Here is a 25,120-nt window from a genome sequence, read left to right as displayed (position 1 = left end):
CATAGGCAATTCTAAATGTGTGAATGCCATAGCCCCGCTGGGGAGAAGAGGGAGAATTCCGCTTCGCCATCGTCCCCATTGGACGGTGTGCCTTTAAGCAGAGAGATTCGTTTGGGCAGTGTCGGCACACCTTGTTCCCTCTTCTCCCCAGCGGGGAGAAGGTGGCCCGAAGGGTCGGATGAGGGGGCCGCACGGCACGCCCGTCACTATTGCCCTTTAGCCGCCGTTGAAACTCAGATTTTCCGGAATGTCAGATAGGCCGAAGACCGGCCCTCGCGCCGCGCCTTGGCCTCGTAGCGGGTGCTCGGCCAGCCCTCGTAGGGCGTCAGCCAGTCGGCCGCATTGCCGGCGAGCCAGTCGAAGCCGCCATGGTCGCGGCATTTGAGCAGCGTCCAGTTCACATAGGTGTCGATGTCGGAGGCGAAGCAGAACAGGCCGCCGGGCTTCAGCACGCGATGGAAGCGGTCGAGATTGGTCTTCGAGACGAAACGGCGTTTCCAGTGTTTCCGCTTCGGCCAGGGATCGGGATAGAGCAGGTCGATCTGGTCGAGCGACGCGTCCGGCAGCCAGTCGAGCAGCTGCGTCGCATCGTCGTTGTAGACGCGAATGTTGCGCGCCCCCGTCTCGCCGATGCGCGACAACAGCTTCTGCATGGAATTGACGAAGGGCTCGACGCCGATGAAGCCGGTCGAAGGCCTTTCCAGGGCGCGGTGGATCAGATGTTCGCCGCCCCCGAAACCGATTTCCAGCCGCACTGTTTCGACGGGAATCGGAAAGAGGGAGGTCAGCGGCTCCGGAGGAGCCGCCGAGAGGTCGACGAGGAATGCCGGGAGCAGGCTGCTTAACGTCTCGGCCTGCTGTTCGCGCAGGGCCTTGCCCTTGCGGCGACCGAAAAAGGCTTCGGTCGCCCGGCCCCGGCGCTCCATATCGGTCATGCAGCGGCCTTGGTCTTGACGGCTTCCTTCAGCGCCTTGACGAGATCGGTGCGCTCCCAGGAGAACGAGCCGTCGCGGCCGGCCTTGCGGCCGAAATGGCCGTAGGCCGAGGTCTTGGCGTAGATCGGCTTGTTGAGGTCGAGGTGACGGCGGATGCCCGACGGCGACAGATCCATATTCTCGCGGATCGCCGCTTCGACCTGGTCTTCGGACACGCCCTTGCCGGTGCCGTGCAGGTCGACATAGATCGACAGCGGCTGGGCGACGCCGATCGCGTAGGAGAGCTGGATCGTGCAGCGGTCGGCAAGCGCGGCGGCCACGACGTTCTTGGCGAGGTAGCGGGCGGCATAGGCAGCCGAACGGTCGACCTTGGTCGTGTCCTTGCCGGAGAATGCGCCGCCGCCATGCGGCGCCGCACCGCCATAGGTGTCGACGATGATCTTGCGGCCGGTGAGGCCGGCATCACCGTCCGGGCCGCCGATGACGAACTTGCCGGTCGGGTTGATGTACCACTTGCAATCATCGGCGATCTTCAGTTCGCCGAGCGCTTCGCGGATATAGGGTTCGACGACGGCGCGGACCTTGTTGGAATCCCAGCTCTCATCGAGATGCTGGGTGGAAAGCACGATCGAGGTCGCTTCCGACGGCTTGCCGTCGAGGTAACGCACGGTCACCTGGCTCTTGGCGTCCGGGCCGAGCTTGGCGACCTCGCCATCGCCCTTCTTGCGGGCGACTGCCAGCAGCTGCAGGATCTTGTGGGAATAATAGATCGGCGCCGGCATCAGGTCCGGCGTCTCGCGGCAGGCATAACCGAACATGATGCCCTGGTCGCCGGCGCCCTCGTCGCCCTGCTGGTCGGCGGCGCTGTCGACGCCCTGGGCGATGTCGGCCGACTGCGAGTGCAGCAGCACGTCGATCTTTGCCTTCTTCCAGTGGAAGCCGTCCTGTTCGTAGCCGATATCCTTGATCGCGCGGCGGGCGGCGGCCTTGAACTTCGAGGGATTGATGACGTCGTTGCCGTCCTTGTCCTTCTTCATCAGGCTCGGCGGCAGGCGGACCTCGCCGGCGATGACGACGCGGTTGGTCGTCGCCAGCGTTTCACAGGCAATGCGCACGCCCCACGGATTGACGCCGGTCTTGGCCGCTTCGCGGTAGACCAGATCGACGATCTCGTCGGAGATGCGGTCACACACTTTGTCCGGGTGACCTTCGGCAACAGATTCGCTGGTAAAGAGATAATTCGCGCGCATTCCGGGATTCCCCTCAAAGAATAAAAGCCTGCTAGTAGGTACTCAGTTCGAGCGCCGATGACAAGCGCAGAAGGACATAAATATATCTTTATATCTGCGGCAAAGTGACAAATTTTGCCCCAAAAACGCAAAAAAGCGGCCTTTCGGCCGCCTTCCATTCTGCGAAGGGAGCTGTGATCAGTCGGCGTCGGCTTCGGCCGCGAGCGCCTTGACCAGTTCCACGACCTTGCGGCGAACCTTGGGATCGGAAATCTTCACGAAGGCGCGGTTGAGTTGCAGGCCTTCGGAGGAGGAGAGGAAGTCGACGACATAATTCGAGCTGGAGGCTTCGGCCATGCCGCCGATGGCGCCGGAATGTTCGCCGGGTGCATCCTCGAAGAAGAAGGAGACCGGGACGTTCAAAATGCTCGAGATGTTCTGTAGACGGCTTGCACCGACGCGGTTGGTGCCCTTTTCATATTTCTGGATCTGCTGAAAGGTGATGCCGAGGCTTTCACCAAGCTTTTCCTGACTCATGCCGAGCATCGTTCGGCGGAGGCGAATGCGGCTGCCAACATGGATGTCGATGGGATTCGGCTTTTTCTTGTTTTCTATCATGGTCGTGCCCTAGCTACGAATTTCAACCTGTGTCCAACCGGCATGCCCCTGATCCATCCCAAAACGCCACGTTGCAGTCGGTGGGAACCCACCTTCCAACATACGTTAGGAACGCCGATTGTCATCACTATGCAATTTTAGGGGTTTTTGGTCAATTCAACCCTAAAATAAAACCTCCGCGCGAGATCAGCGCAATCAAAATCAGCAGAGCCTCGGTCAACCAGAAGTATGTCTGGTGGGGGTATGTGGTTCCGAACCCTTCACTGAGGCTATCGACAGTTGCATCAATAAAGCCGGTTTCTCCAAGATCGAGGCCGGCGATTATTTCTCCGTGCGCGTTCACCAGCGCCGAAATGCCGCTATTGGCGTCGCGAATCAGCGGCAGGCCGGTCTCGACCGCCCGCACCCGCGCCTGCAGGAAATGCTGGTAGGGGCCGGGCGTCATGCCGAACCAGGCATCATTGGTGAGGTTGAGGAGTGCGTTGGCGTCTTTTATGTCGCCGGTCATTTCATCAGGAAAAATGATCTCGTAGCAGATCAGCGGATAAAGATTGAGGCCGCCGGGCAGCGTCAGCAGGTGCCGGCTTGCGGCAGCCGAAAACCCGCCCGGGATCTCGACGACGTTCTGCATGCCGAATTCGGTGAGCAGGTCTTCGAAGGGCAGATATTCGCCGAAGGGCACCAGATGCACCTTGTCGGAAGCGGCAATGATCTGGCCGCGGCCGTCGATCACATAGATGGAATTATAGTAGCGCACCGGCGTGCCCGGTCCCATCTCCTCGGCGCGCACCGCGCCGGCGATCAGGATCTGGTCGTCGTCGAGCGTATCGGCGATCCGCGTCAGCGCATCCTGGTTGTCGGTCAGGATGAAGGGGATCGAGGTTTCCGGCCAGACGATGATATTGGGCTTGCGCCCGCCATTCCTGGGGGCCTCGGCCGAAAGCTTCAGATGCGTCTCGAAGATCGCATTGCGATCGGCGTCGTTGTCCATCTTCGCCGCCTGATCGATATCAGGCTGCACCAGCCGCACCACCGGCCGCTTGTCCTCGGGCAACGGCACGGGCCGCGGCGCCAGATAGAGAACATAGGTGCCGTAGCCGAGATGGGCGGCAAACAGCAGGACGGCAAGCGCAATGCCGGTGCGTGCGCCCTGCCGGGTCCCGACAAGGGCGGGGGCGGAAAAGACGAAGACGGCAAGGGCGGTCACGCCCATCGCCCCGATCACATGCGCCGACTGCATCATCAGCGGAACCGGCATCAGGCCGTAGCCGATGGCGTTCCACGGAAAACCGGTGAGGATGACACTGCGAAGCCATTCCATCAGCCCGAAGCCGGCCGCAAGCGCGGCGATCCGCCCCATGCCGTCGGACCAGAAGATGCGGGCCAGCGCAACAGCCAGCCCATAGAAGATCGCCAGACAGGCCGGCAGACCGAGGATGGCGAGCGGCAGCGCCCAGGCGAACTCCTCCGAATCGACCAGCAGCGCGTGGCCGAGCCACCAGAGGCCGGCGACGAAATAGCCGAAGCCGAACAGCCAGCCGACCGCAAAAGCCGGCCACAGCCTGCCGATCAGGCCGCTTTCAGGCGAAGCCGCCGCTCCGTCGATCAGCCAGACGAGCAGCGTGAAGGACAGGAACATCGCCGCGAAAAAGCCGAAGGGCGGCAGCGCCAGCACGGCGAATGCCCCTGCAGCAACGGCCAGCAACGACCGTTTGCCCCCCCAGACGAGGATAACCCTGTCCGCAAGCCGCTCCATGCGCACTCCCATCAAACCGCGAATCAACCCATCCGCAGTCTTTCAAAAAAGCGGCTCTTTGTCCTGTTAGAGCATGTCGCGCAAAAGTGTGCAGCGGTTTTGCGGCAACGACATGCGCAAAAACAAAGGACTAGTTGGCGGTCGATTCGGCCGGCCGGTCGTCGCCGGGCTCGGAGCCGGGCGTGATGTCGCCGGCCTCTTTGGCGCGGCGGCGGATCGCGTGGCGCTTGCGGGTGATGCGCAGCCGTTTGATGCGGCGCGGATCGGCGTCGAGGATGTGGAACTCGAAATTCGGCAGCGCCTGGACGACCTCGCCGCGCACCGGAATGCGGCCGAGGGCCGAGAAGATCAGCCCGCCCAGCGTATCGACTTCGTCGACCTGCTCGCTGATGTCGAAATCCGGCCCGATCGCTTCGGCGATCTCTTCCAGTTCGACGCGGGCGTCGGCGACGAAGACGTCTTCGGCGACGCGCTTGAACATCACCTCTTCGTCGTCATGTTCGTCGTCGATATCGCCGACCACCATTTCGACGATATCCTCATGCGAGGCGAGCCCGTCGGTGCCGCCATATTCGTCGATGACGAGCGCCATCTGCGTGCGGTTCACCTGCATCCGGCGCAGCAGGTCGGAGGCCAGCATCGACGGCGGCACGAACAGGATTTTGCGGATGATGCCGGCCTCGGCCAGCGTCTTCTGCAGGTCGACGCGGGCGAGATCGAAATTCGGCTTGGCCGAACGCGTCGGCTTCTGGATATTCTCAGGCGCAACGTCGATCGCCGGCAGGGTAACGGCTGGCTTTGTCGAGCCACGGCGCTTGTTGCGCGCCTGTTTGGCGACATAGGAAAGCAGGTCGCGGATATGCACCATGCCGCGCGGATCGTCGAGCGTATCGGCATAGACGGGCATGCGCGAGCGGCCGGATTCCTCGAACAGGATCATCAGCTCGCCGATGGTGATGTTCTGGTCGACCGCCTCGATATCGGCGCGCGGCACCATCACGTCGGCGACGCGCACTTCGCGGAAGCGCAGGATATTGTGCAGCATCGCCCGCTCGTCGGGCGAAAAGGCGTCGTCGCCGGCCGCGTCGGTCATCAGCGCGTCGGCCAGATCCTCGCGCAGCCGCGAGCCTTGCTGAGGGCGGAGAATGCGCGCGGCGCGCGACCAGAAGGATTGGGATCGGCCGGATGGCCGACTACTACTGCCCGCCTCGTCCGAAGAGGAGGATGACTCGGAGTCCTTGGCGTCTGCCGCCGGCTTCGTCGTAAAGTCGCTCATGGTTCCATTTTAAGGTCTTGACCCTCGTAAGGATCAGATAGGCCGAGCTGCGCCAAAATGCGAGTCTCCAGCCCCTCCATAATTTCGGCTTCGGTACTATTCATATGGTCGTAGCCGAGAAGATGCAAGAAACCGTGCACCAGAAGATGGGTCAGGTGGTCGTCGAAACTCTTTTCGAGCTCATGGGCCTCCCGCTCCACCGTCTCCCGGGCGATGATGATGTCGCCGAGCATCGGGCCGGGCATTTTTCCCGGCTGAACCGGAAAGGCCGGAAAGGAGAGCACGTTGGTCGCCTTGTCCTTGCCGCGCCACTCGGCGTTGATGTCCTGGATCGAGGCGTCGTCGGTAAAGACCAGCGAAACCTCGGGCGGCATCGTCGGGAAGGGCTGCTTTTCGCTATCGCGGAGATAGACCGCCGCTGCCCCGAGCACGCGGCCGCAAAAAGCCAGCAGCGTCTCTTCCTCGGGCCAGCCGATGTTCTCGATGCTGATCTGGATGTCGAGCTCGGCCATCAGTCCTGCCGGCTGACGTCTTCGGGTTCGACGGCATAGGTCGAATCATAGGCCCTGACGATGCGCCCGACCAGCGGATGACGCACGACGTCGGTATCCTTGAAGCGCACGATCGAGATGCCCTCGACGCCGTTCAGCAGCTGCAGGGCCTCGACAAGGCCGGATTTGACGCCGCGCGGCAGGTCGATCTGGCTCGGGTCGCCGGTGACGATCATCCGCGCATTCTCGCCGAGGCGCGTCAGGAACATCTTCATCTGCATCGACGTGGTGTTCTGCGCTTCGTCGAGGATGATCGCGGCATTGGCGAGCGTGCGGCCGCGCATGAAGGCGAGCGGCGCGATCTCGATGACGCCGGCGGTGATCGCCCGGTCGACCTTGTCGGCCGGGATCATGTCGTAGAGCGCGTCATAGAGCGGGCGAAGATAGGGATCGACCTTTTCCTTCATGTCGCCGGGCAGGAAGCCGAGGCGCTCACCGGCCTCGACGGCCGGACGCGACAGGATGATCTTTTCGACCGCGCCGCGCTCCAGCAGCTGGGCGGCATGGGCGACGGCGAGATAGGTCTTGCCGGTGCCGGCCGGGCCGACGCCGAAGACCAGTTCGGAGCGTTCCAGCGCCCTGATATAGGCGTCCTGGGTCGGCGTGCGGGCGATGATCGTCTTCTTGCGGGTGGAAACCTGCGCCATCGTCAGCTTGGCCTTGCGCTCCATCGTCGGCAGGCTGAGCTGATCGTCGGCGGCGACCGCCATGCGGATTGCGCCCTCGACGTCGGATCGTTCCACGCTGCCGCCTTTCTGAAGTTTTTCATAGAGATAGTCGAGCGTGCGCCGTGCCTGGTTGGTGGTCACGACATCGCCCGATATGACGACGGAATTGCCGCGCGCCCGCGCATCGATGTTGAGCCGCTCCTCGAGCAGCTTGAGGTTCTGGTCGAATTGACCGAAGAGCTCGCTGGCGAACCGATTGTTCTCGAACGTCAGGACGAAGTGATTGGTGTCGCTCGGCGTGCGGGGGTGGCGCGGTGAAGAAGAAACCAATTCTTGTCCGTTCAAGCGGTCGGGCTCCTTGGGTTAGACCGCAGCCTCTGCGCGTTCGGCAAACAGGCTGTTCGTTCCGGTTCCGGTGATTCGCACTTTAATAATGTCACCGATTTGCGATGCTTTTGCATCAACATTCACGGATTGAAGCCAGGGAGAACGTCCGATTAGCTGGCCGGGCATGCGGCCGGGCTTTTCCAGCAGCAGATCGATCTCCTTGCCGATGCAGGATTCGGCAAATTCCTGCTGCTGCTTCAAAAGAAGCGCTTGCAGGCGTTCCAGCCGTTCTGCCTTGATTTCTTCCGGCACCTGGTCCTTCAGTTCCGCACCGGGTGTGCCCGGCCGTGTCGAGTATTTGAACGAGAAGGCCTGCGCGTAGCGCACCTCCTCTACAAGTCTCAGTGTATCCTCAAAATCCGCATCTGTCTCCCCCGGAAAGCCGGTGATGAAATCGCCCGACAGCGCGATGTCGGGCCGCACCGTGCGGATGCGTTCGATCAGCGTCAGATATTCGGCTGCGGTATGGCGCCGGTTCATCGCTTTCAGGATGCGGTCCGAGCCCGATTGCACCGGCAGGTGCAGATAGGGCATCAGCGCCCGCAAGTCGCGGTGCGCCTCGATCAGCCGGTCGTCCATGTCGCGCGGATGGCTGGTGGTATAACGCAGCCGCGCGAGGCCGGGGATCTCGGCCAGGCGGTAGAGCAGGTCGCCGAGGCTCCATGCCTCGCCCCGAGGCCCGGCGCCGTGCCAGGCATTGACGTTCTGGCCGAGCAGGGTGATCTCGCGTACGCCGGCTTCGACGAGCTTTTCGGCTTCCTCGACGATCTGGGAAACCGGCCGCGACACTTCCGAGCCGCGCGTATAGGGCACGACGCAGAAGGTGCAGAACTTGTCGCAGCCCTCCTGCACCGTCAGGAAGGCGGTGACGCCGCGGGCGCGGATCTTCCGGCTCTCGGCAATCGGCAGATGCTCGAACTTGTCCTCGATCGCATATTCGGTATCGACGACGCGCTGGCCCTGTTTGGCCCGCCGCAGCGCTTCCGGCAGCCGATGATAGGTCTGCGGACCGATGACGACGTCGACGGCGGGTGCGCGGCGCAGGATCTCCTCGCCTTCGGCCTGGGCGACGCAGCCGGCAACGCCGATCATCATCTCCCTTCCGTCCGCCGCCTTCTTCTTCTTCATCTCGCGCAGCCGGCCGAGCGCGGAATAGACCTTCTCGGCCGCCTTTTCGCGGATATGGCAGGTGTTGAGAAGGACGAGGTCGGCCTCTTCCATGTCTTCCGTCGGCTCGTAACCGTCGCGGGCGAGCGCATCGCTCATGCGCGTGGAATCATAGACGTTCATCTGGCAGCCATAGGTCTTGATGAAGACCTTGCGGCTGTTGGAGCCGTCGCGGAGTGTCTGCTCCGGGGCCTGAAGAAGGGCGCTGTCTTGTGTCATGGCGGCTATGTAGTGGTTTTTGCCGCCCGAGAAAATGAAAATCTTGTTTTAGCAGCCGCGCAGAACTGTGCAGCGACCTTGCGACAACGACATGCGAGAAAACCAGGAGCTAAAGCGCAAGGAGCGCATTGAAAGATCGCGACGCGCTTTAGGAAATTTCCCGCCCGCGCAGGCGGCTGTTCAAGAGGTTGCGGATGCGCGAAGCGATCGTCGCGCTGACCTCCTTGCGGTTGGTGTCGGCGCGGTATTCCACCGCTTCGCCGAAGCAAACCTCCGCGTCGAGGGCGCCGCATCTGATGATGTCGATCAGGTGCGGCAAGAGCTCGATATCACCCGGCCAGGCGGCGAGCGGCCTGTGATAGCGCCCCATGGCGATGCCGTGCACGCGGGTATAGGCGATCGCCACCGGCTGCACCACGACTGTCCCCGTCGGCGAGGCGGGCACGGCCATCGCGGCGGCGCCGAACAGCGAGGATTTCACCTCCAGCAGCCGGTTGCCGTCCGAGGTCGTGCCCTCGGGGAAGAGCACGATGATTTCGCCGTCGGCCATGCGCCCGGCGATCTCATTGGCCTGATGACCGGTTTTGCGCCTCTCCTCGCGCACGACGAAGACGCTTTTCTGCAGCTTGGCAAGCGTGCCGAAGATCGGCCAGTCGGCCACCTCGATCTTGGCGATGAAGGCGACGTCGGCCACGGCCGACATCACCATGATATCCATCCAGGACGAATGGTTGGAGCAAAGCATCAGCGGCCGGCGATCTTCCAGCCTGCCGGTGACGCGCACGCGGATGCCGAGGCAATAGCAGATGATGCGGTGCCAGACGCGCGGCAGCCGGCGGCGCAGCCGCCAGTCGAAACGCAGCGCCAGCAGCTGCAGCGGTATGAGCACGATGCTGACGGCAAGGATGACGGCCGCAGCCAAGGCGATGCGCAGCCAGGCGATCAAAGGTGCTGCTCCCGGGCGGCCATTGCTTCAGAGATCGTCCTTCTTCAACGGAATGCCGTAGAGCTCCAGGCGATGATCGACCAGCTGGAAGCCGTGTTCGCGGGCGATGCGCTCCTGCAGCGCCTCGATCTCCGGCGAGCGAAATTCGATGACCGTGCCGGTTTTCAGGTCGATGAGGTGGTCATGGTGCTCTTCCGGCACTGTTTCGTAGCGCGAGCGCCCGTCGCGGAAGTCGTGGCGGGCGATGATGCCGGCATCCTCGAACAGTTTGACGGTGCGATAGACGGTCGAGATCGAGATTTTCGCATCGACTTTCACCGAGCGGCGGTAGAGCTCTTCGACGTCGGGATGGTCTGCCGAATCTTCCAGGATGCGCGCGATCACGCGGCGCTGCTCGGTCATGCGCATGCCGCGTTCGGCGCAAAGCTCCTCAAGGGTCTTGGCTACATCAGGCATGGCCCGCCTTCAAAAATATTCGCGTTTCGACAACGCCCGCACGGTCGTCGCGCCGGCCGGCCTGTCATCTCTCTGCCACGGAACTACCGAAGAACGCGCTTCATGACAAGCGCCGTGGAAAGGGCGCCGTTTTCCTGCTTGTAGTAGCCTTGGCGCTCGCCGACCTTCTCGAAGCCGAGCTTGCGGTAGAGGCCGAGGGCGGCCGTATTGCCGTTGTCGACCTCGAGAAACATGCTCTCGCCGCCGCGCGCCCGCGCCTCCCGCATCGCCGCCTGCATCAGCCGCCAGCCGAGCCCGGAACGGGCGACCTTGGCCTGCACGGCGACCGTCAGGATTTCCGCCTCGCCGGCGACCTGGCGGGCAAGAATGAAGCCGGGCAGCGGCTTCTTCAGGATGGCATTGGTCTGGCGCGCGACGAAGCCGAACACGGTCTCCTGCGACAGCAGGCTGTGGAACTCGCCGTCGCCCCAGGGCCTTGCGAAACGCTCGCCATGCAGGACGGCGACGTCGCGGCAATCCTCGCGCTCCATGGCGATGATCTCGAATTCCGGCTTCAGCGTCAGATAGGCTTCCAGCATGTCACACTCGTCGCGCAATCGCATATCCGGCCTGCGGTTTGGCATCCGGTCCGCGCAGATAAAGGGGCTTTGGCTTTCCGGCATCGGCGGCGGCGGCACCGAGGCGCGCCACCACCGAAATCGGAAACACGTTGGCATGGTCGCCGCCGGCGTCCGCCTTCAGGAGCGGCGTTGCCGAACCGGTGATCTCGCCGTCGAAGCCGGCGGCGAAAGCCTGGGCATCGGCGACGCTTGCCGCCCGCGGCGCATCGAGCGGAGAACCATCCGCCGCAAAGGACTGGAGATAGATTTCGTCCCGCTTGGCGTCCATGGCCGCAAGCACCGCGCGGCCGGGCGTCCTCTCACGCTCTGCGGCCGCCATCACTTCGAGCGTGGTGACGCCGACGACGGGGATTTGCAGGGAGAGCGCAAAACCGCGGGCTGCGGCAACGCCGACGCGGATACCGGTAAAGGAGCCGGGGCCAATGGTGACGGCGAGGCGGTCGACCTCAGAAAGCGTCATATCGGCCTGAGCCAGTGCACGGTCGACGATATCGATCAGATGTTCAGCATGCCCCTTGCCGATCATGTCCGATGCCTCCCCCAGCACCGTATTCCTGCCGCTGTCATAAACGGCGGCAGAGCAATCTACACCTGCCGTGTCGAGCGCCAGAACGATCATGCCATCAATTTCCGAATAAACTCTTGTCGCTAACCATAAACCCGTCCGGCCGAACGAGAGATGAACGGCCGGAACGAATTCGAGATTTTCAAGCGGCAATCACTTCCTGCACTTCGGGTACGAAATGGCGCAGCAGGTTCTGGACGCCGTGCTTCAGCGTCGCCGTCGAAGACGGGCAGCCGGAGCAGGAACCCTTCATGTTCAGATAGACCTTGCCGTCCTTGAAGCCGCGGAAGGTGATGTCGCCGCCGTCCTGGGCAACGGCCGGGCGCACCCGGGTCTCCAGAAGCTCCTTGATGGTCAGCACGATCGACTCGTCGCTTTCATCGAAGAATTCGTCGCCGGCATCGGCGTCTTCGGACAGGATGGAGGCATCGCCCATGACCGGCTTGCCGGACATGAAATGCTCCATGATCGAGCCAAGGATAGCCGGCTTAAGATGCTGCCATTCGGCATCGTCCTTGGAGACAGAAATGAAATCATAGCCGAAATAGACGCCGGTGACGCCAGGGATTTCGAACAGCCGGGCAGCGAGCGGCGAAGCCTCGGCCTCTTCGGCGCTGCGGAATTCGGCGGTGCCGTTTTCCATGACGACCTTGCCCGGCAGGAACTTCTGCGTGGCGGGATTCGGCGTGGCTTCGGTCTGAATGAACATCTGGCTCTCCATGCGGCGGGCCCAAGACCTCGACCGTCTTTTAGAATTCTTCAAAAGAAAATAGGCCCATTGCCTGATCTAATCAAGAGACTTGTACTCAAGAAATAGGCTCAGCAGAGGGCGTCGATTTCCTCGTTCGTCAGCGTATCCGGCAGCACGGTCACCGGAATCGGAAACGCCGCCGCGCGTCCGGCGATCGACGAGACCAGCGGTCCCGGACCTTCCTTCGCCGAACCGGCGGCCAGAACGAGGATCGCCACATCGCGGTCGTCCTCGATCACCGCGTTGATCTGTTCGGCCGCACCGCCTTCGCGGATAACGATTTCCGGCTCGATGCCGATCGTCTCGCGCACGATCTGGGCGATCTTGGCGACGGTCGCCTCGGCCTCTTCACGGGCTTCCGCCCGCATGATCGCCTCGACACCCAGCCATTGCTGGAAATCCCCGTCGGGAATGACGTAGAGCAGCACCAGCCCGCCATTGGAATTCTTCGCGCGCCGGCCGGCATAATGAACGGCGCGTTGGCATTCGGGTGTACCGTCGATCACCGCCATGAATTTGCGGCGATGACCTTCGAGCCGTGAGAGTCGCTTCGATACCATGCGGCGGACTCTGACACCCGAAGCGGAAAAATTGCAAGCGCAGTTTTTGCTCCTCTTCCCCCAACCGGGAGAAGAGGAGATGTGCCTTAATACAGGAAACCGATGACGTCCCGCAGCTGGTTCATCGTCACCTCGGCGCGAGCCCGGGCACGTTCGCTGCCCTTGCGCAGGATCGCATCGATGTGGCTGGTATCGTCCATCAGACGGCGCATTTCGCCGGTGATCGGCGCCAGCACCTGGATGGCGAGATCGACCAGCGCCGGCTTGAAGACCGAGAACTGCTGGCCGCCGAATTCGGCAAGCACTTCCGGCTTCGATTTGTCGGCAAGCGCGGCATAGATCGCCACCAGATTGTCGGCTTCCGGCCGGCCCCGCAGCCCGTCGACCTCGCTCGGCAAACCGTCCGGATCGGTCTTTGCCTTGCGGATCTTCTTCGAGATTGCATCCTCGTCATCCATCAGATTGATGCGCGACAGGTCCGAGGGATCCGATTTCGACATTTTCTTGGTGCCGTCGCGCAGCGACATGACGCGCGGTGCCGGTCCGCCGATCAGCGGCTCGACCATCGGGAAATAGGCATGCACCGGCTCGTCGCCGACGGTGATGTCGATGCCGTAGCCGGTCCTGCCGATATGCTCGGCATAATCGAGGTTGAACTTCATGGCGATGTCGCGGGCAAGCTCGAGATGCTGCTTCTGGTCCTCACCGACCGGCACATGGGTGGCGCGGTAGACGAGAATGTCGGCGGCCATCAGGCTCGGATAGGCGTAGAGGCCGAGCGAGGCCTGCTCGCGGTCCTTGCCGGCCTTGTCCTTGAACTGCGTCATGCGGTTCATCCAGCCGATGCGGGCGACGCAGTTGAAGATCCAGGCGAGTTCGGCATGCTGCGGCACGGCCGACTGATTGAAGACGATATGTTTTTCCGGATCGATGCCGGCGGCGATGAAGGCGGCGGCGATCGAGCGCGTCTGGCCCGGCATGTCCTCGTGCACCAGCTGGGCAGTCAGCGCATGCATGTCGACGACACAGTAGATGCAGTCATTGCCTTCCTGCAGTGCCACGAAGCGGCGGATCGCGCCGAGATAATTGCCGAGATGCAGATTGCCGGTCGGCTGCACGCCGGAGAATACGAGTTTCTTGAATTCGCTCATGTCGTCCTCAATAGGCTGGTGGAGGGCCTACAGCGCCGCGCGTCTTTCAGACGCGCAAAGGACGCTGTAACATTCGAAATTGCTGCTTTATTCCTCAAGTCGATTCCGACCTGAGGAATAAAGCAGTGGGCTGTTCGCCCATGTTGCTAACGCCGCGGCTTATGCACGGGCAGCCGGTCGCAATCAAGAGGTTCAGCCTGCGGCATGCTGGATCAGATCGAAGCTGTTGCCGTAGGGATCGGCAAAGACCGCCACGGTGCCGTAAACCTCATGCCTGGGCTGCTCCAGAAAGCGGACGCCGGCTGCAAGCATGGCGGCATGATCGCGGGCGAAATCGTCGGTCTTCAGGAAGAAGCCGACACGACCACCCGTCTGGTTGCCGATTGCTGCGTGCTGCGCATCGTTCGCCGCCTGCGCCAGCAGAAAGGCGGCGCCATCCCCGCCTCGCGGCTTCACCACCACCCAGCGTTTGCCCTCCGGCTGCGGCTCGTCCTGCAGGCAGTCGAAACCGAGCACATCGCAATAAAAGGCCTTGGCGCGGTCGTAATCGTCGACGACCAGAGTGACGAGGAAAAGCGACTGGATCGTCATGTGATCTCCTGTGTTTGGACGTTTTTTCCATTTTGAGGCAGGCATTGCCCCAGTTTTAAGCCGAATTGATCAGGCTGTTTAGTTATAATTGAGTATAAAATTTCACAGAAAAGCTTTTATTGAACTGAAAATCCTCGACCGCGCAGGGGTGGCCGGATGGCCGCCGTTCCAACCGCCCGGAGGGACCCATGCAGAACCCCGCTTTGCTCGCCATGGCAGGCCTTTTCGCTCTACAATCAGTAACCAGCGCCGTCGGTCAAGACAGCAAAAGGCCGGCCATTCACCTGCCGAAACATGAGGCGCGCCTCGCCTATACGGTGCAGACCGTCAGCGTCCGTGCCGGCTGTTTTCCCGCGCGTCTTCGGGCCGTGTTGTCGCATATCGCCGCGAAAACCGGACGCCGTCCGATGATCACCTCCGGCCTGAGGCCGCATCCCCGCCGTCATGGCTCCCTGCACGGCAAATGCCTGGCGGCCGATATCAGGATGCCGGGCCTGTCGGAGCGCACCATCATCGCCGCCGCAAGCAGCGCACCGGGTATTGGCGGCATCGGCACCTATTGCAACGGCATCGTCCATGTCGATGTCGGGCCGCGGAGGCGGTGGGTCGATTGTTAGGGCTTATGCATCCTCTGCCGCCACCGGTTTGCGGTTCAGATTGCGCCGGATCATGCCGAGATTCGCTCCGCCGATCAGGAAGGCGGCGGCGAAATAGACCAGCATGGAGATCGCAATCAAGAGCCCCAGAGTGCCGATCTTGGTGAGAAGCGGCGCGCCCGAGGCAAGCCAGGGCGCAAAATACTGCTTGAGGAAGACGATCGCCGCCCCCATGACGGCGGCAGCGACGATCAACAGGGCGGCGCGTTTTGCCAGCGCCCATTCCCATGTCAGATGCCCGCGGCGCAAAAGCGTGGTGAACAGCAGCACGGTACTGATCCAGCCGGCGGTGGCTTCGGCGACGGCGATGCCGGGCGCGCCCATATAGGGGAAGAGTGTCAGCGCCGTGGCGCAGTTGGTCGCGACGGCGATCGCCGAGAAGCGCATCGGCGTCTTGGTGTCCTCGCGGGCATAGAAGCCGGGTTGCAGCGCCTTGATCAGCACGAAGGCGGGCAGGCCGATGCCGTAAATCGCCAGGATCGAGCCGACGACGAGGGTGTTTTCCTGATGGAAAGCGCCGCGTTCGTAGAGCACGCGGATGATCTCGTCGGACAGGATCCAGAGCGCGAAGGCGGCGGGAATGGTCAGGAACAGCACGAATTCGATCGAGCGGTTCTGCAGGTTGCCGGCCTCGCGCAGGTGGCCGGCCTTCAAGGCGCGCGCCAGCTCCGGCAACAGCACCACGCCGACGGCGACGCCGACGACGCCGAGCGGCAGCTGGTAGATGCGGTCGGCATATTGCAGCGCCGCGATCGCGCCGTCGCGGGAGGAGGCGATCGCCTGGCCGATCAGCTGGTTGATCTGGGTGATGCCGCCGGTGACGGCGGCCGGCACGGCCAGAATCAGCAGCCGCTTGACGTTCGGCGTCATCTTCGGGAAGCGCAGGCCGATGCTCATGCCGGCCGCAAGCACGCCGACATAGACGACGGCAAGCTGCAGCACGCCGGCCACAAGCACGCCCCAGGAAAGATACCAGGCGGTCGCCAGCGGATCGGCACCGGTATAGAGCGCATAGAACAGCGCCCCGATCATCACCACGTTCAAGAAGACGGGAGCGATGGCGGCGGCGAAGAAATGATGCAGCGAATTCAGCATGCCGCTCATCATTGCCGTTAGCGACATGCACATGAGATAGGGAAACATCACGGCCGCCATGCGGATCGTGATCGAGAATTTCTCGGGGTCGTCGGCGAAACCCGGCGCGATGATAAAACGCACCAGCAGCGGCATGGAGAGCTCCATCACGATGGTGATGAGGAGCAGCACCGAAAACAACACGCCGAAGACTTCCTCGGAAAAGCGCTTGGCGCCATCCGTGCCGTTCGCCTCGATCTCCTTGGCAAAGAGGGGCACGAAGGCGGCGTTGAAGGCGCCCTCGGCAAACAGCCGGCGAAACAGGTTGGGAAAGCGGAAGGCGGCGTAGAAGACGTCGGCCATCGGGCCGGTGCCGAGTGCGGCCGCCATCAGCGTTTCGCGGGCGAAGCCGAAGATTCGGCTGCCGAGGGTGGCGCCGCCGACGGTCGCGAATTTCTTGACGAGGCTCATGCTGGGGAATCGGCTTTCTTTTCGGCTGGGGGCGATGTCCGGGTGGCGGCGGGCGCGATGATGCCGGAAGGCATGCGCTCGCGCAGCTCGTCCTCCTCCTCGGCCATCACCGCCTTCATCCGGGCGGTGATGTTGGCGCGCTTGCTGTCGCCCGAGATTTTCTGGCCGACCAGATCGGTGACGTAGAAGGTGTCGATCACCTTCTCGCCGAAGGTGGTGATGCGGGCCGACTGGATGTCGAGCGACAGATCGGAGAGCACAGCGGTGATCTCCGACAAGAGGCCGGGCCGGTCGAGGCATTCGACCTCGATGACGGTGAATTTGTTCGACAGGCTGTTGGTGATGTTGACCGACGGCGGAATGACGAAGGCCTTGCTTTTCTTGCGGTTGCGCGCGCGCGTGGCGATGACTTCGGGCAGGCGCTTGCGCCCCGACAGCACGTCTTCGATCATCCGTCCGATCGTGCCGGCGCGGCGCAGTTCGTCGGCATCGTCGGCAAACTCGCGGCTGACATGGATCGTATCGAGCGCCCGTCCATCCGACGTCGTGAAGATCTGCGCGTCGACGATGTTGGCGCCGGCGGCCGCACACGCCCCGGCAATGACGGCGAGCAGGCGCGGATGGTCGGGCGACAGCACGGTGATCTCGGTGATGGCGTGGAAACTGTCGGTCCGCACCATGGTGGCGAGCGCCTGGCCCGCCTTGTCGGCCTGGCGGATGAACTGGGCGTGGCGGAGCTGGTCTTCCAGCGGCACGGAGAGCAGATAGGGCTGGTAATGCAGTTTGGTATAGGTATTGCGGTCCTTCTGGCTCCAGTCGGAGAGCGCAGCCCGCAGCGCATCGGCGGCGGCGTTCGCCCGCTCCTTGCGGGAGACCTCCGAGAAACCACCGGCCAAAAGCAGCTCGGTTTCATAATAGAGCGTGCGCAGAAGCTGGCCCTTCCAGCCGTTCCAGACGCCGGGGCCGACGGCGCGGATATCGCAGATCGTCAGGATCAACAGCATCTTCAGCCGGTCGAGCGACTGCACCCGGTCGGCGAAATCGGTGATGGTCTTGCGGTCGGTGAGGTCGCGGGTCTGCGCCACCATCGACATGGTCAGATGTTCCTCGATCAGCCAGACAACGATTTCCGTCTGCTTCTGCGACAGGCCGAACCGGGCGCAGAGCTTGCGGGCGACGCGGGCGCCGGCGATCGAATGATCCTCCAGCCGGCCCTTGGCGATATCGTGGAGAAGAACGGCGACGTAGAGCGCCTCGCGGTCCTCGATATTCGCGATCAGCTTGTTGGCGAGCGGGTGCAGATCCTCCGAACGCGACTTGTCGATCTCGGAGAGAACGTCGACGGTGCGGATCAGATGTTCGTCGACCGTATAGTGGTGATACATGTTGAACTGCATCATCGCGACGATCTTGCCGAAATCGGGAATGAAACGGCCGAGCACGCCGGCCTCGTTCATCCGCCGCAGGATCAGCGCCGGGTCGCGTTTCGATGTCAGGATCGACATGAACAGGCGGTTCGCCTCGTCGTTTTCCCGTAAGCTGTTGTCGATCAGGGCAAGCGAACGGGTGACGCGTTTCAGCGCATCGGGATGAAATTCCAGCCCATTGATGTCGGCGACATGGAAGAGCCGCAGGATGCTGACCGGATCGCGCTTGAACACCTCCGCGTCGGCGAGTGCGATGCGGCCGCGGTCTTCGACGAATTCGACGCTGCCGGCGATCTTGCGGGTGCGATGGGTGAAACGGCTGATGACGCCGGTGAGGCCGGGAATCGATTTGGCCTGCTGGTCTTCGAGCGCGGCGCACAGGATGCGGGTCAAATCGCCGACATCCTTGGCGACGAGGAAATAATGTTTCATGAAGCGCTCGACGGCCGAAAGGCCGGGGCGGGTGTGATAGCCGAAGGCTTCGGCGATCTCGCGCTGGATGTCGAAGGACAGCCGTTCCTCGGCCTTGCCGGTCAGGAAGTGCATATGGCAGCGCACCGCCCAGAGGAAATCGTCGGCCTTCTCAAGCAGGCGGTATTCGTGTTTTGACAGGACGCCGAGCTTGACCAGTTCCGCCTGGTCGCGCACGTGATAATAATATTTCGAGATCCAGAACAGCGTGTGCAGGTCGCGAAGCCCGCCCTTGCCTTCCTTGACGTTCGGTTCGACGAGATAACGCGTGTCGCCGGCCTTGCGGTGGCGTTCGTCGCGCTCGGCAAGCTTGGCGGCGATGAACTCAGGGCCGGTGCCGGTGACGATTTCCTTGTCGAAGCGGGTCTCGAGCTCCGTTTCCAGCCGTTGCAACCCGCAAATAAAGCGCATCTCCAGAATGGCGGTGCGGATCGTCATGTCGGACTTGGAAAGCGCGATGCATTCCTCCACCGTGCGGGTGGCGTGGCCGACCTTGAATCCCATGTCCCAGAGCACGTAGAGCATGAATTCGACCGCCTTGTGCGTCTCTTCCGCCGGCCGCGGCAGGAAGAGGAAGAGCAGGTCGATATCGGAGCCGGGCGCCAGCGTGTCGCGGCCATAGCCGCCGACGGCGGTGACGGCGAACTTGTCCTTCTGCTGCGGAAAGATATGGGCGGTGGCGAAATTATAGAGGACCGTGATGATCTGGTCCTGCAGCCAGGAAATCCGGTAGGCGCAGTTGAGCCCGCTGCCGTCGGCGGCTAGGGCTGCGCGCGCCTTCTGCCGGCCCTCCGTGCTCGCCTTTTTCAGCACGGCGAGGAGATCGGTACGCATGACATCGGGCCGGTTCCGGTTGGCTTCGGCAACGGCGTCGCACTGCTTCTGCAGCAGTTCGGCATCGAGAATGTCTATAAAATGAAGATCGCGCATCGCTGTTGCCGGGGCGGTTTCCTGTTCGTGCCGGGCGGCCGGTTCGCGGCCTGCCGCTTGTTTCGTCTGCATGCGCTATAGCCTCTTTGCCAGGCGATTGACACAGGTCCTCATACTGCAAGACCCTTTAAATTTGGCGAAATGGTGTTGGCCGGGTCAGGGGTGCCGGACGCTTTGACGCAAGCAGCGGCTTTCGGCAAAAGCCTCAGTCGGCCGCCTGCGCTCTCAGCGCGTAGAGCACCTGCCGTGTCTCGCCCAGGATCTCTTCGAGCGTCTGCCTGTCGCATTCGCGATAACCTGCCTTGGCGATCGCGGTTGCGAGCTCCGAGATCATAGCGCAACTGCGGGTGATTTTCAGCAAGCCGATCGGCGAGGTCCAGCCGCGCGCATTACGATCCTGGTCGGCGCGCCGCATCGTGTCGAACATGGAGCAGATCAGTGAGAGGCGCTCGGTTTCGCGAACCAGCTTTTCCATGAACATCGGCCGCGCTCCTATTTCAGCTTCTTCTTGAGATCGTAAAGCGCGTCCATCGCCTCGCGCGGCGTCATGTCGTCGAGGCTCATCGCCTTCAACGCCTCCTCGACCTTGGACGGCCCGCGAGCCGCGTCCTCGCGGCGCACCGCCACCTGGAAGAGCGGCAGGTCGTCGATCAACTGGCTTGCCGGATTCTTGCGGTCGGCATCCTCGAGGCGGGTGAGCACGTCGCGGGCGCGCGCCACGACCGAGGCCGGAAGCCCGGCGAGGCGGGCGACCTGGATGCCGTAGGAGCGGTCGGCCGCACCAGGCCCGACCTCATGCAGGAAGATGACGTTGCCGTCCCATTCCTTGACGCGCATCGTGGCGTTCGATAGCCGGCCAAGTTTCTCCGACAGCACGGTCAGCTCATGGAAATGCGTGGCGAAGAGGCCGCGGCAGCGATTGGCCTCGTGCAGGTGCTCGACGGCCGCCCAGGCGATCGACAGGCCGTCGAATGTCGCGGTGCCGCGGCCGATCTCGTCGAGGATGACGAGCGAACGGTCGCTCGCCTGATTGAGGATGACGGCGGTCTCCACCATCTCGACCATGAAGGTCGAGCGCCCGCGCGCCAGGTCGTCGGAGGCGCCGACGCGCGAGAACAGCCGGTCGACGATGCCGATATGGGCTGATGTCGCCGGCACGAAGGAGCCCATCTGCGCCAGGATCGCGATCAGCGCGTTCTGGCGCAGGAAGGTCGATTTACCGCCCATGTTCGGGCCGGTCAGCAGCCAGATGGCGCCGTCCTTGGCGCCGTCCTTCGGCGAAAGATCGCAATGGTTGGCGACGAAGGGGCCGCCCGCCTGCCGCCGCAGCGCCTGCTCGACGACGGGATGACGGCCGCCCTCGATGGCAAACATCTTCGAGCCGTCGACCTGCGGCCGGCAATAGGCCTGTTCTTCGGCGAGCAGTGCCAGGCCGGCGGCGACGTCGATCACCGCCAGCGCCCGGGCGCCCGATTTGATCGCCTCGGCTTCAGCCACGACGGCCGCCGTCATCCTGTCGAAGGCTTCGAGTTCGATCGAAAGCGCCCGGTCGGCAGCGTTGGCGATGCGGCTTTCAAGATCGGCAAGTTCGGTCGTGGTGAAGCGCATCGCGCTCGCCATCGTCTGGCGGTGGATGAAGCGGGCCTTGGCTTCGGCCGTATCGGTCATCGGGCCGGCATTGCCGGCGGTGACCTCGATGAAATAGCCGAGAATATTGTTGTGTTTGATCTTCAGCGACCGGATGCCGGTTTCTTCGGCATATTGCAGCTGCAGCCCGGCGATGACGCGGCGCGACTGGTCGCGCAGCGCCCGGACCTCGTCGAGCTCGGCGCTGGCGCCGTCGCGCAGGAAACCGCCGTCACGCTTCAGCAGCGGCAGTTCGTCGGCAAGCGTCTCGGCAAGCAGCGTTTCCAGGTTTGCGGGAAGGGCTTTCAGCCCGGACAGCGCCTCGCCGAGTTCTTCCGGCAGCATGGCGTCTGCGAGCATGACCGCAACGCCGCCCGCCGCCTGCAGGCCTTGGCGGATGGCGGCAAGATCGCGCGGGCCGCCGCGGTCGAGCGCCAGGCGGGAGAGCGCCCGCGGCATGTCGGGCACATGTTTCAGCGTGTCGCGCAGCTTGCCGCAAAGCGACGGCTCGTCGATCAAGAAGCCGATCGAATCGAGCCGGGCATTGATGCGGGCGGGGTCGGTGAGCGGCGACATCAGCCGCTCGGCCAGAAGCCTGGCGCCGCCGCCGGTGACGGTGCGGTCGATCGCCTTCAGCAGCGAACCGTTGCGATCGCCCGACAGCGTGCGGGCAAGTTCGAGATTGGCGCGGGTGGCCGGATCGATGAAAAGCGTCGAGGCGGCACTTTCCCGCTCGGGCTGCCCAAGCGGCGGACGCTCGGCGATCTGCGTCTTCTCGACATAGGCGACGGCGGCTGCGGCCGCCGCAAGCTCGGCGCGCGAGAAGCTGCCGAAGCCATCCAGCGTCGAAACCCCGAAATAGCGAGCGATCCGGCCTTCGGCGCTGGCGCTGTCGAAGAGAACCGCCGGCTGCGGCACCGCCGTGCGGCCGAGCACGTCAAAGACGGGTTTCAGCTCGGCATCATGGAAGATCGTATCGGGCAGGATCAGCTCGCGCGGATCGATGCGCAGGATGTCGGCGAGCAGCCGCGAACTTTCCGTCTCCGCCAGCCGGAAGACGCCGGTGGAAATATCGATCCAGGCAAGCGCCAGCGCCGGTTCGGCCCCGCCGCGAATGCGGGCGAGCGCCATCAGATAGTTGGATTCGGAAGGCGATAGCAGCTTTTCCTCGGTGATCGTGCCCGGCGTGACCAAGCGCACGACATCGCGCTTGACGACGGATTTGCCGCCGCGTTTCTTTGCTTCGGCCGGATCCTCGATCTGCTCGCAGACGGCGACGCGGAAGCCGAGCGAAATCAGCTTCTGCAGATAATCGTCGGCGGCATGCACGGGAACGCCGCACATCGGGATATCCTGGCCCATATGCTGGCCGCGCTTCGTCAGCGTGATGCCGAGCGCGCGCGAAGCCTCCAGCGCATCCTCGAAGAACAGCTCGTAGAAGTCGCCCATGCGATAGAAGAGCAGCGAACCCGGATTGTTCGCCTTGATCTCGATATATTGCTCCATCATCGGCGTCGCCGAGGCACGGCTTTCCGCCGTGGCAAGCTCGGCAGCCGAAAAGGCTTCATTTCCTGTGTCTATTCGTGCGTTCACGGAGGTGCAGTTTTTCCCAAAAAAACAGGTGCCAACCCTATCCGCGCGCCGCTATAGATGACAACAGCATTTGAGGAAGAGCAAAGCGTCGCCCACAGGACGTTGGAGGATTTATGCCCGATATCGATAAGAAGGACCGGCCGACGACATCAGTGACCGACCAGGAGGCGCTCGATTTTCATGCCATGGGCCGGCCCGGCAAGCTGGAGATCAACCCGACCAAGCCGATGGCAACGCAGCGCGACCTGTCGCTCGCCTATTCGCCCGGTGTCGCCGTCCCCGTCAAGGCGATCGCCGCCGATCCGCAGACGGCCTATGATTACACGGCGCGCGGCAACATGGTCGCCGTCATTTCCAACGGCACGGCCATCCTCGGTCTCGGCAATCTCGGCGCGCTCGCCTCGAAGCCGGTCATGGAAGGCAAGTCGGTGCTGTTCAAGCGCTTCGCCGACGTCGATTCCATCGACCTCGAGATCGATACGGAAAATGTCGACGAGTTCATCAACTGCGTGCGCTTCCTCGGCCCCTCCTTCGGCGGCATCAACCTCGAGGATATTAAGGCGCCGGATTGCTTCGTCATCGAAAGCCGGCTGCGCGAGCTGATGGACATTCCGGTCTTCCATGACGACCAGCACGGCACGGCGATCATCGCCGCCGCCGGCCTGATCAATGCGCTGGAACTGACTGGCCGCGACCTGAAGACGACGAAGCTCGTCTGCAACGGTGCGGGCGCGGCGGCGATCGCCTGCGTCGAACTGGTCAAGGCCATGGGGTTTGCCCCCGAAAACATCATCCTCTGCGACACCAAGGGCGTCATCTATCAGGGCCGCACCGAGGGCATGAACCAGTGGAAATCGGCGCATGCGGCAAAGACCGACGCCCGCACGCTGGAAGAGGCGATGAAGGGTGCCGACGTCATTTTCGGCCTGTCTCAGAAGGGCGCCTTCTCGGCCAAGATGATCCGCTCGATGACGGATCGGCCGATCATCTTCGCCATGGCCAATCCCGATCCCGAAATCACCCCGGAAGAGGTGGCCCGTATCCGCGACGACGCCATCATGGCGACCGGCCGCTCGGACTATCCGAACCAGGTCAACAACGTCCTCGGCTTTCCCTATATCTTCCGCGGCGCCCTCGACGTGCGCGCCTCGACGATCAACGACGCGATGAAGATCGCCGCCGTCAAGGCGCTGGCCAATCTGGCCCGCGAGGACGTGCCCGATGATGTCGTCGCCGCCTACCAGGGCAACCGGCCGCGTTTCGGCGCGCAATACATCATCCCGGTTCCGTTCGATCCGCGGCTGATCTCGGCCATCCCGGTCGCCGTCGCCCAGGCCGCGATGGAGACCGGCGTCGCCCGCAAGGTCATCACCGACATGGCCGGTTATGCCCGCGAGCTTTCGGCCCGCCGCGATCCGATCGCCTCGACGCTCGCCAGCCTCTATGAGCGTGTGCGCCGCCGGCCGAAGCGCATCGTCTTTGCCGAAGCCGAGGAAGAGCAGGTCCTGCGTGCCGCACTGTCCTATGCCAACCAGCAGCTCGGCACCGCTCTGCTGCTCGGCCGCGAGGACCTGATCCGGGCGACGGCGGAGCGCGCCGGCATCGATCTCAACCGCCCCGGCCTCGAGATCGTCAATGCCCGCATCTCCACCCGCGTCGAGGCCTATATCGATTATCTCTATGCCAGGCTGCAGCGGAAGGGTTATCTCCACCGCGATGCGCAGCGGCTGATTCACAACGACCGCAACCATTTCGCCGCCACCATGGTGGCGCTCGGTGATGCCGACGGCATGGTGACGGGCATCACCCGCAACTATTCGACCGCACTCGAGGATGTGCGCCGCTGCATCGACGAGAAGCCCGGCCACCGCGTCATCGGCGTGTCGCTGGCGCTGTGCCGCGGCCGCACCGTCTTCGTTGCCGATACCGCGGTGCACGACATGCCGAGCGCCGAAGAGCTTGCCGATATCGCCGAAGAGGCCGCCGGCCTCGCACGGCGCATGGGCTATCCGCCGCGTGTTGCGTTGCTCGCCTATTCCACCTTCGGCCATCCCTCCGGCGAACGTTCCGAGCGGGTGCGCGAGGCGGTGAAGATCCTCGACAAGCGCCGCGTCGATTTCGAATATGACGGCGAGATGGCCGCCGATGTCGCGCTGAACCGCAAGGTGATGGAGCAATATCCGTTCTGCCGCCTTTCCGGCCCTGCCAACGTGCTGGTCATGCCCGCCTTCCACTCGGCCTCGATCTCAACCAAGATGCTGCAGGAACTCGGCGGCTCGACGGTGATCGGCCCGATCCTCGTCGGCCTCGACAAGGCCGTGCAGATCACCTCGATGGGCGCCAAGGACAGCGATATCGTCAACATGGCGGCGATCGCTGCCTACGGGGCGGGTTCGTAACCGGCCTCTGCCTCCCATTCGAGACGG

22 protein-coding genes are annotated in these 25,120 nt (G+C 63.2%); 2 read left to right on the top strand and 20 right to left on the bottom strand.

What is annotated here, in order from left to right; all coding sequences use genetic code 11:
• Positions 1–233: 233 nt before the first annotated feature.
• The 16 genes from CO655_RS21450 to CO655_RS21375 all read right to left on the bottom strand — a co-directional run bounded on the left by CO655_RS21450 (position 234) and on the right by CO655_RS21375 (position 14,446).
• Positions 234–935 (bottom strand): tRNA (guanosine(46)-N(7))-methyltransferase TrmB, encoded by a 702-nt coding sequence (locus tag CO655_RS21450; RefSeq protein WP_097666417.1) that lies wholly within the window; start codon positions 933–935, stop codon positions 234–236.
• Complete coding sequence (gene metK / locus CO655_RS21445; RefSeq protein ID WP_097666416.1) at positions 932–2,185, bottom strand: methionine adenosyltransferase; 1,254 nt, start codon at positions 2,183–2,185, stop codon at positions 932–934. The genes CO655_RS21450 and metK overlap by 4 nt, the downstream gene beginning before the upstream one ends.
• A gap of 177 nt (positions 2,186–2,362) precedes the next feature.
• Positions 2,363–2,782 carry a helix-turn-helix domain-containing protein gene (locus CO655_RS21440; RefSeq protein ID WP_004679846.1) on the bottom strand — a complete coding sequence of 140 codons (420 nt, stop codon included), beginning with the start codon at positions 2,780–2,782 and terminating at the stop codon, positions 2,363–2,365.
• Between the two features lie 151 nt (positions 2,783–2,933).
• Entirely contained in the window at positions 2,934–4,538 is a 1,605-nt protein-coding gene (lnt, locus tag CO655_RS21435) for an apolipoprotein N-acyltransferase (RefSeq protein ID WP_097666415.1), read from the bottom strand.
• Positions 4,539–4,668: 130 nt separating this feature from the next.
• The gene (locus tag CO655_RS21430) at positions 4,669–5,814 is read right to left on the bottom strand and encodes a hemolysin family protein (RefSeq protein ID WP_097666413.1); all 1,146 of its coding nucleotides are present in this window, start codon (positions 5,812–5,814) and stop codon (positions 4,669–4,671) included.
• Positions 5,811–6,326 (bottom strand): rRNA maturation RNase YbeY, encoded by a 516-nt coding sequence (gene ybeY, locus CO655_RS21425; protein WP_097666411.1) that lies wholly within the window; start codon positions 6,324–6,326, stop codon positions 5,811–5,813. The genes CO655_RS21430 and ybeY overlap by 4 nt, the downstream gene beginning before the upstream one ends.
• On the bottom strand, positions 6,326–7,378 hold the full coding sequence (locus CO655_RS21420; protein ID WP_097606845.1) for a PhoH family protein: 1,053 nt from the start codon (positions 7,376–7,378) through the stop codon (positions 6,326–6,328). Before CO655_RS21420 ends, ybeY begins: the two co-directional genes overlap by 1 nt.
• A gap of 18 nt (positions 7,379–7,396) precedes the next feature.
• Positions 7,397–8,806 (bottom strand): tRNA (N6-isopentenyl adenosine(37)-C2)-methylthiotransferase MiaB, encoded by a 1,410-nt coding sequence (gene miaB, locus CO655_RS21415; RefSeq protein ID WP_097606846.1) that lies wholly within the window; start codon positions 8,804–8,806, stop codon positions 7,397–7,399.
• A gap of 148 nt (positions 8,807–8,954) precedes the next feature.
• Positions 8,955–9,752, bottom strand: a complete 798-nt coding sequence (locus tag CO655_RS21410) for a lysophospholipid acyltransferase family protein (RefSeq protein WP_097666409.1) — start codon at positions 9,750–9,752, stop codon at positions 8,955–8,957.
• Between the two features lie 27 nt (positions 9,753–9,779).
• On the bottom strand, positions 9,780–10,208 hold the full coding sequence (locus CO655_RS21405; RefSeq protein ID WP_010028198.1) for a Fur family transcriptional regulator: 429 nt from the start codon (positions 10,206–10,208) through the stop codon (positions 9,780–9,782).
• An 83-nt stretch (positions 10,209–10,291) separates the two neighbouring features.
• The gene (locus CO655_RS21400; RefSeq protein ID WP_010028199.1) at positions 10,292–10,786 is read right to left on the bottom strand and encodes an N-acetyltransferase; all 495 of its coding nucleotides are present in this window, start codon (positions 10,784–10,786) and stop codon (positions 10,292–10,294) included.
• Position 10,787: 1 nt separating this feature from the next.
• Complete coding sequence (gene tsaB, locus CO655_RS21395; protein WP_097606964.1) at positions 10,788–11,447, bottom strand: tRNA (adenosine(37)-N6)-threonylcarbamoyltransferase complex dimerization subunit type 1 TsaB; 660 nt, start codon at positions 11,445–11,447, stop codon at positions 10,788–10,790.
• Positions 11,448–11,535: 88 nt separating this feature from the next.
• On the bottom strand, positions 11,536–12,102 hold the full coding sequence (locus tag CO655_RS21390; RefSeq protein WP_064707761.1) for a NifU family protein: 567 nt from the start codon (positions 12,100–12,102) through the stop codon (positions 11,536–11,538).
• A gap of 110 nt (positions 12,103–12,212) precedes the next feature.
• Positions 12,213–12,704, bottom strand: a complete 492-nt coding sequence (locus CO655_RS21385; RefSeq protein ID WP_010027937.1) for a universal stress protein — start codon at positions 12,702–12,704, stop codon at positions 12,213–12,215.
• A gap of 86 nt (positions 12,705–12,790) precedes the next feature.
• Entirely contained in the window at positions 12,791–13,855 is a 1,065-nt protein-coding gene (gene trpS / locus CO655_RS21380) for a tryptophan--tRNA ligase (protein WP_097666407.1), read from the bottom strand.
• A 192-nt stretch (positions 13,856–14,047) separates the two neighbouring features.
• Positions 14,048–14,446 carry a VOC family protein gene (locus CO655_RS21375; protein ID WP_097666405.1) on the bottom strand — a complete coding sequence of 133 codons (399 nt, stop codon included), beginning with the start codon at positions 14,444–14,446 and terminating at the stop codon, positions 14,048–14,050.
• Positions 14,447–14,634: 188 nt separating this feature from the next.
• On the opposite strand from CO655_RS21375, the gene CO655_RS21370 reads away from it, so the two are divergent.
• Positions 14,635–15,063 (top strand): D-Ala-D-Ala carboxypeptidase family metallohydrolase, encoded by a 429-nt coding sequence (locus tag CO655_RS21370; RefSeq protein ID WP_097606850.1) that lies wholly within the window; start codon positions 14,635–14,637, stop codon positions 15,061–15,063.
• Between the two features lie 3 nt (positions 15,064–15,066).
• Here the strand turns inward: CO655_RS21370 and murJ are convergent, their stop codons facing one another.
• From murJ to mutS, 4 genes are all read right to left on the bottom strand, one after another.
• On the bottom strand, positions 15,067–16,647 hold the full coding sequence (murJ, locus tag CO655_RS21365) for a murein biosynthesis integral membrane protein MurJ (RefSeq protein WP_097606851.1): 1,581 nt from the start codon (positions 16,645–16,647) through the stop codon (positions 15,067–15,069).
• Positions 16,644–19,547, bottom strand: a complete 2,904-nt coding sequence (locus tag CO655_RS21360) for a [protein-PII] uridylyltransferase (protein WP_097606852.1) — start codon at positions 19,545–19,547, stop codon at positions 16,644–16,646. Before CO655_RS21360 ends, murJ begins: the two co-directional genes overlap by 4 nt.
• A 133-nt stretch (positions 19,548–19,680) precedes the next feature.
• On the bottom strand, positions 19,681–19,956 hold the full coding sequence (locus CO655_RS21355; RefSeq protein ID WP_010031717.1) for a hypothetical protein: 276 nt from the start codon (positions 19,954–19,956) through the stop codon (positions 19,681–19,683).
• Positions 19,957–19,967: 11 nt separating this feature from the next.
• Positions 19,968–22,694, bottom strand: coding sequence for a DNA mismatch repair protein MutS (mutS, locus tag CO655_RS21350; protein WP_097666403.1), 2,727 nt, complete (start codon positions 22,692–22,694; stop codon positions 19,968–19,970).
• Positions 22,695–22,807: 113 nt separating this feature from the next.
• Between mutS and CO655_RS21345 the strand changes: the two genes are divergently transcribed.
• Positions 22,808–25,093 (top strand): NADP-dependent malic enzyme, encoded by a 2,286-nt coding sequence (locus CO655_RS21345; RefSeq protein WP_097666401.1) that lies wholly within the window; start codon positions 22,808–22,810, stop codon positions 25,091–25,093.
• The last annotated feature ends 27 nt before the right edge of the window (positions 25,094–25,120 follow it).

This window comes from Rhizobium sp. M1 (genome assembly GCF_002531805.1).
GTDB classification, from domain to species: domain Bacteria; phylum Pseudomonadota; class Alphaproteobacteria; order Rhizobiales; family Rhizobiaceae; genus Rhizobium; species Rhizobium etli_C.
This window is presented reverse-complemented; position numbering and strand designations above follow the sequence as displayed.

Bases quoted from the DNA above. Each gene is read 5' to 3' on its own strand.
- CO655_RS21450 (WP_097666417.1), bottom strand. From the start codon at position 935: ATGACCGATATGGAGCGCCGGGGCCGGGCGACCGAAGCCTTTTTCGGT.
- metK (WP_097666416.1), bottom strand. From the start codon at position 2,185: ATGCGCGCGAATTATCTCTTTACCAGCGAATCTGTTGCCGAAGGTCAC.
- CO655_RS21440 (WP_004679846.1), bottom strand. From the start codon at position 2,782: ATGATAGAAAACAAGAAAAAGCCGAATCCCATCGACATCCATGTTGGC.
- lnt (WP_097666415.1), bottom strand. From the start codon at position 4,538: ATGGAGCGGCTTGCGGACAGGGTTATCCTCGTCTGGGGGGGCAAACGG.
- CO655_RS21430 (WP_097666413.1), bottom strand. From the start codon at position 5,814: ATGAGCGACTTTACGACGAAGCCGGCGGCAGACGCCAAGGACTCCGAG.
- ybeY (WP_097666411.1), bottom strand. From the start codon at position 6,326: ATGGCCGAGCTCGACATCCAGATCAGCATCGAGAACATCGGCTGGCCC.
- miaB (WP_097606846.1), bottom strand. From the start codon at position 8,806: ATGACACAAGACAGCGCCCTTCTTCAGGCCCCGGAGCAGACACTCCGC.
- CO655_RS21405 (WP_010028198.1), bottom strand. From the start codon at position 10,208: ATGCCTGATGTAGCCAAGACCCTTGAGGAGCTTTGCGCCGAACGCGGC.
- CO655_RS21400 (WP_010028199.1), bottom strand. From the start codon at position 10,786: ATGCTGGAAGCCTATCTGACGCTGAAGCCGGAATTCGAGATCATCGCC.
- tsaB (WP_097606964.1), bottom strand. From the start codon at position 11,447: ATGATCGTTCTGGCGCTCGACACGGCAGGTGTAGATTGCTCTGCCGCC.
- CO655_RS21390 (WP_064707761.1), bottom strand. From the start codon at position 12,102: ATGTTCATTCAGACCGAAGCCACGCCGAATCCCGCCACGCAGAAGTTC.
- CO655_RS21385 (WP_010027937.1), bottom strand. From the start codon at position 12,704: ATGGTATCGAAGCGACTCTCACGGCTCGAAGGTCATCGCCGCAAATTC.
- trpS (WP_097666407.1), bottom strand. From the start codon at position 13,855: ATGAGCGAATTCAAGAAACTCGTATTCTCCGGCGTGCAGCCGACCGGC.
- CO655_RS21375 (WP_097666405.1), bottom strand. From the start codon at position 14,446: ATGACGATCCAGTCGCTTTTCCTCGTCACTCTGGTCGTCGACGATTAC.
- CO655_RS21370 (WP_097606850.1), top strand. From the start codon at position 14,635: ATGCAGAACCCCGCTTTGCTCGCCATGGCAGGCCTTTTCGCTCTACAA.
- murJ (WP_097606851.1), bottom strand. From the start codon at position 16,647: ATGAGCCTCGTCAAGAAATTCGCGACCGTCGGCGGCGCCACCCTCGGC.
- CO655_RS21360 (WP_097606852.1), bottom strand. From the start codon at position 19,547: ATGCAGACGAAACAAGCGGCAGGCCGCGAACCGGCCGCCCGGCACGAA.
- CO655_RS21355 (WP_010031717.1), bottom strand. From the start codon at position 19,956: ATGTTCATGGAAAAGCTGGTTCGCGAAACCGAGCGCCTCTCACTGATC.
- CO655_RS21345 (WP_097666401.1), top strand. From the start codon at position 22,808: ATGCCCGATATCGATAAGAAGGACCGGCCGACGACATCAGTGACCGAC.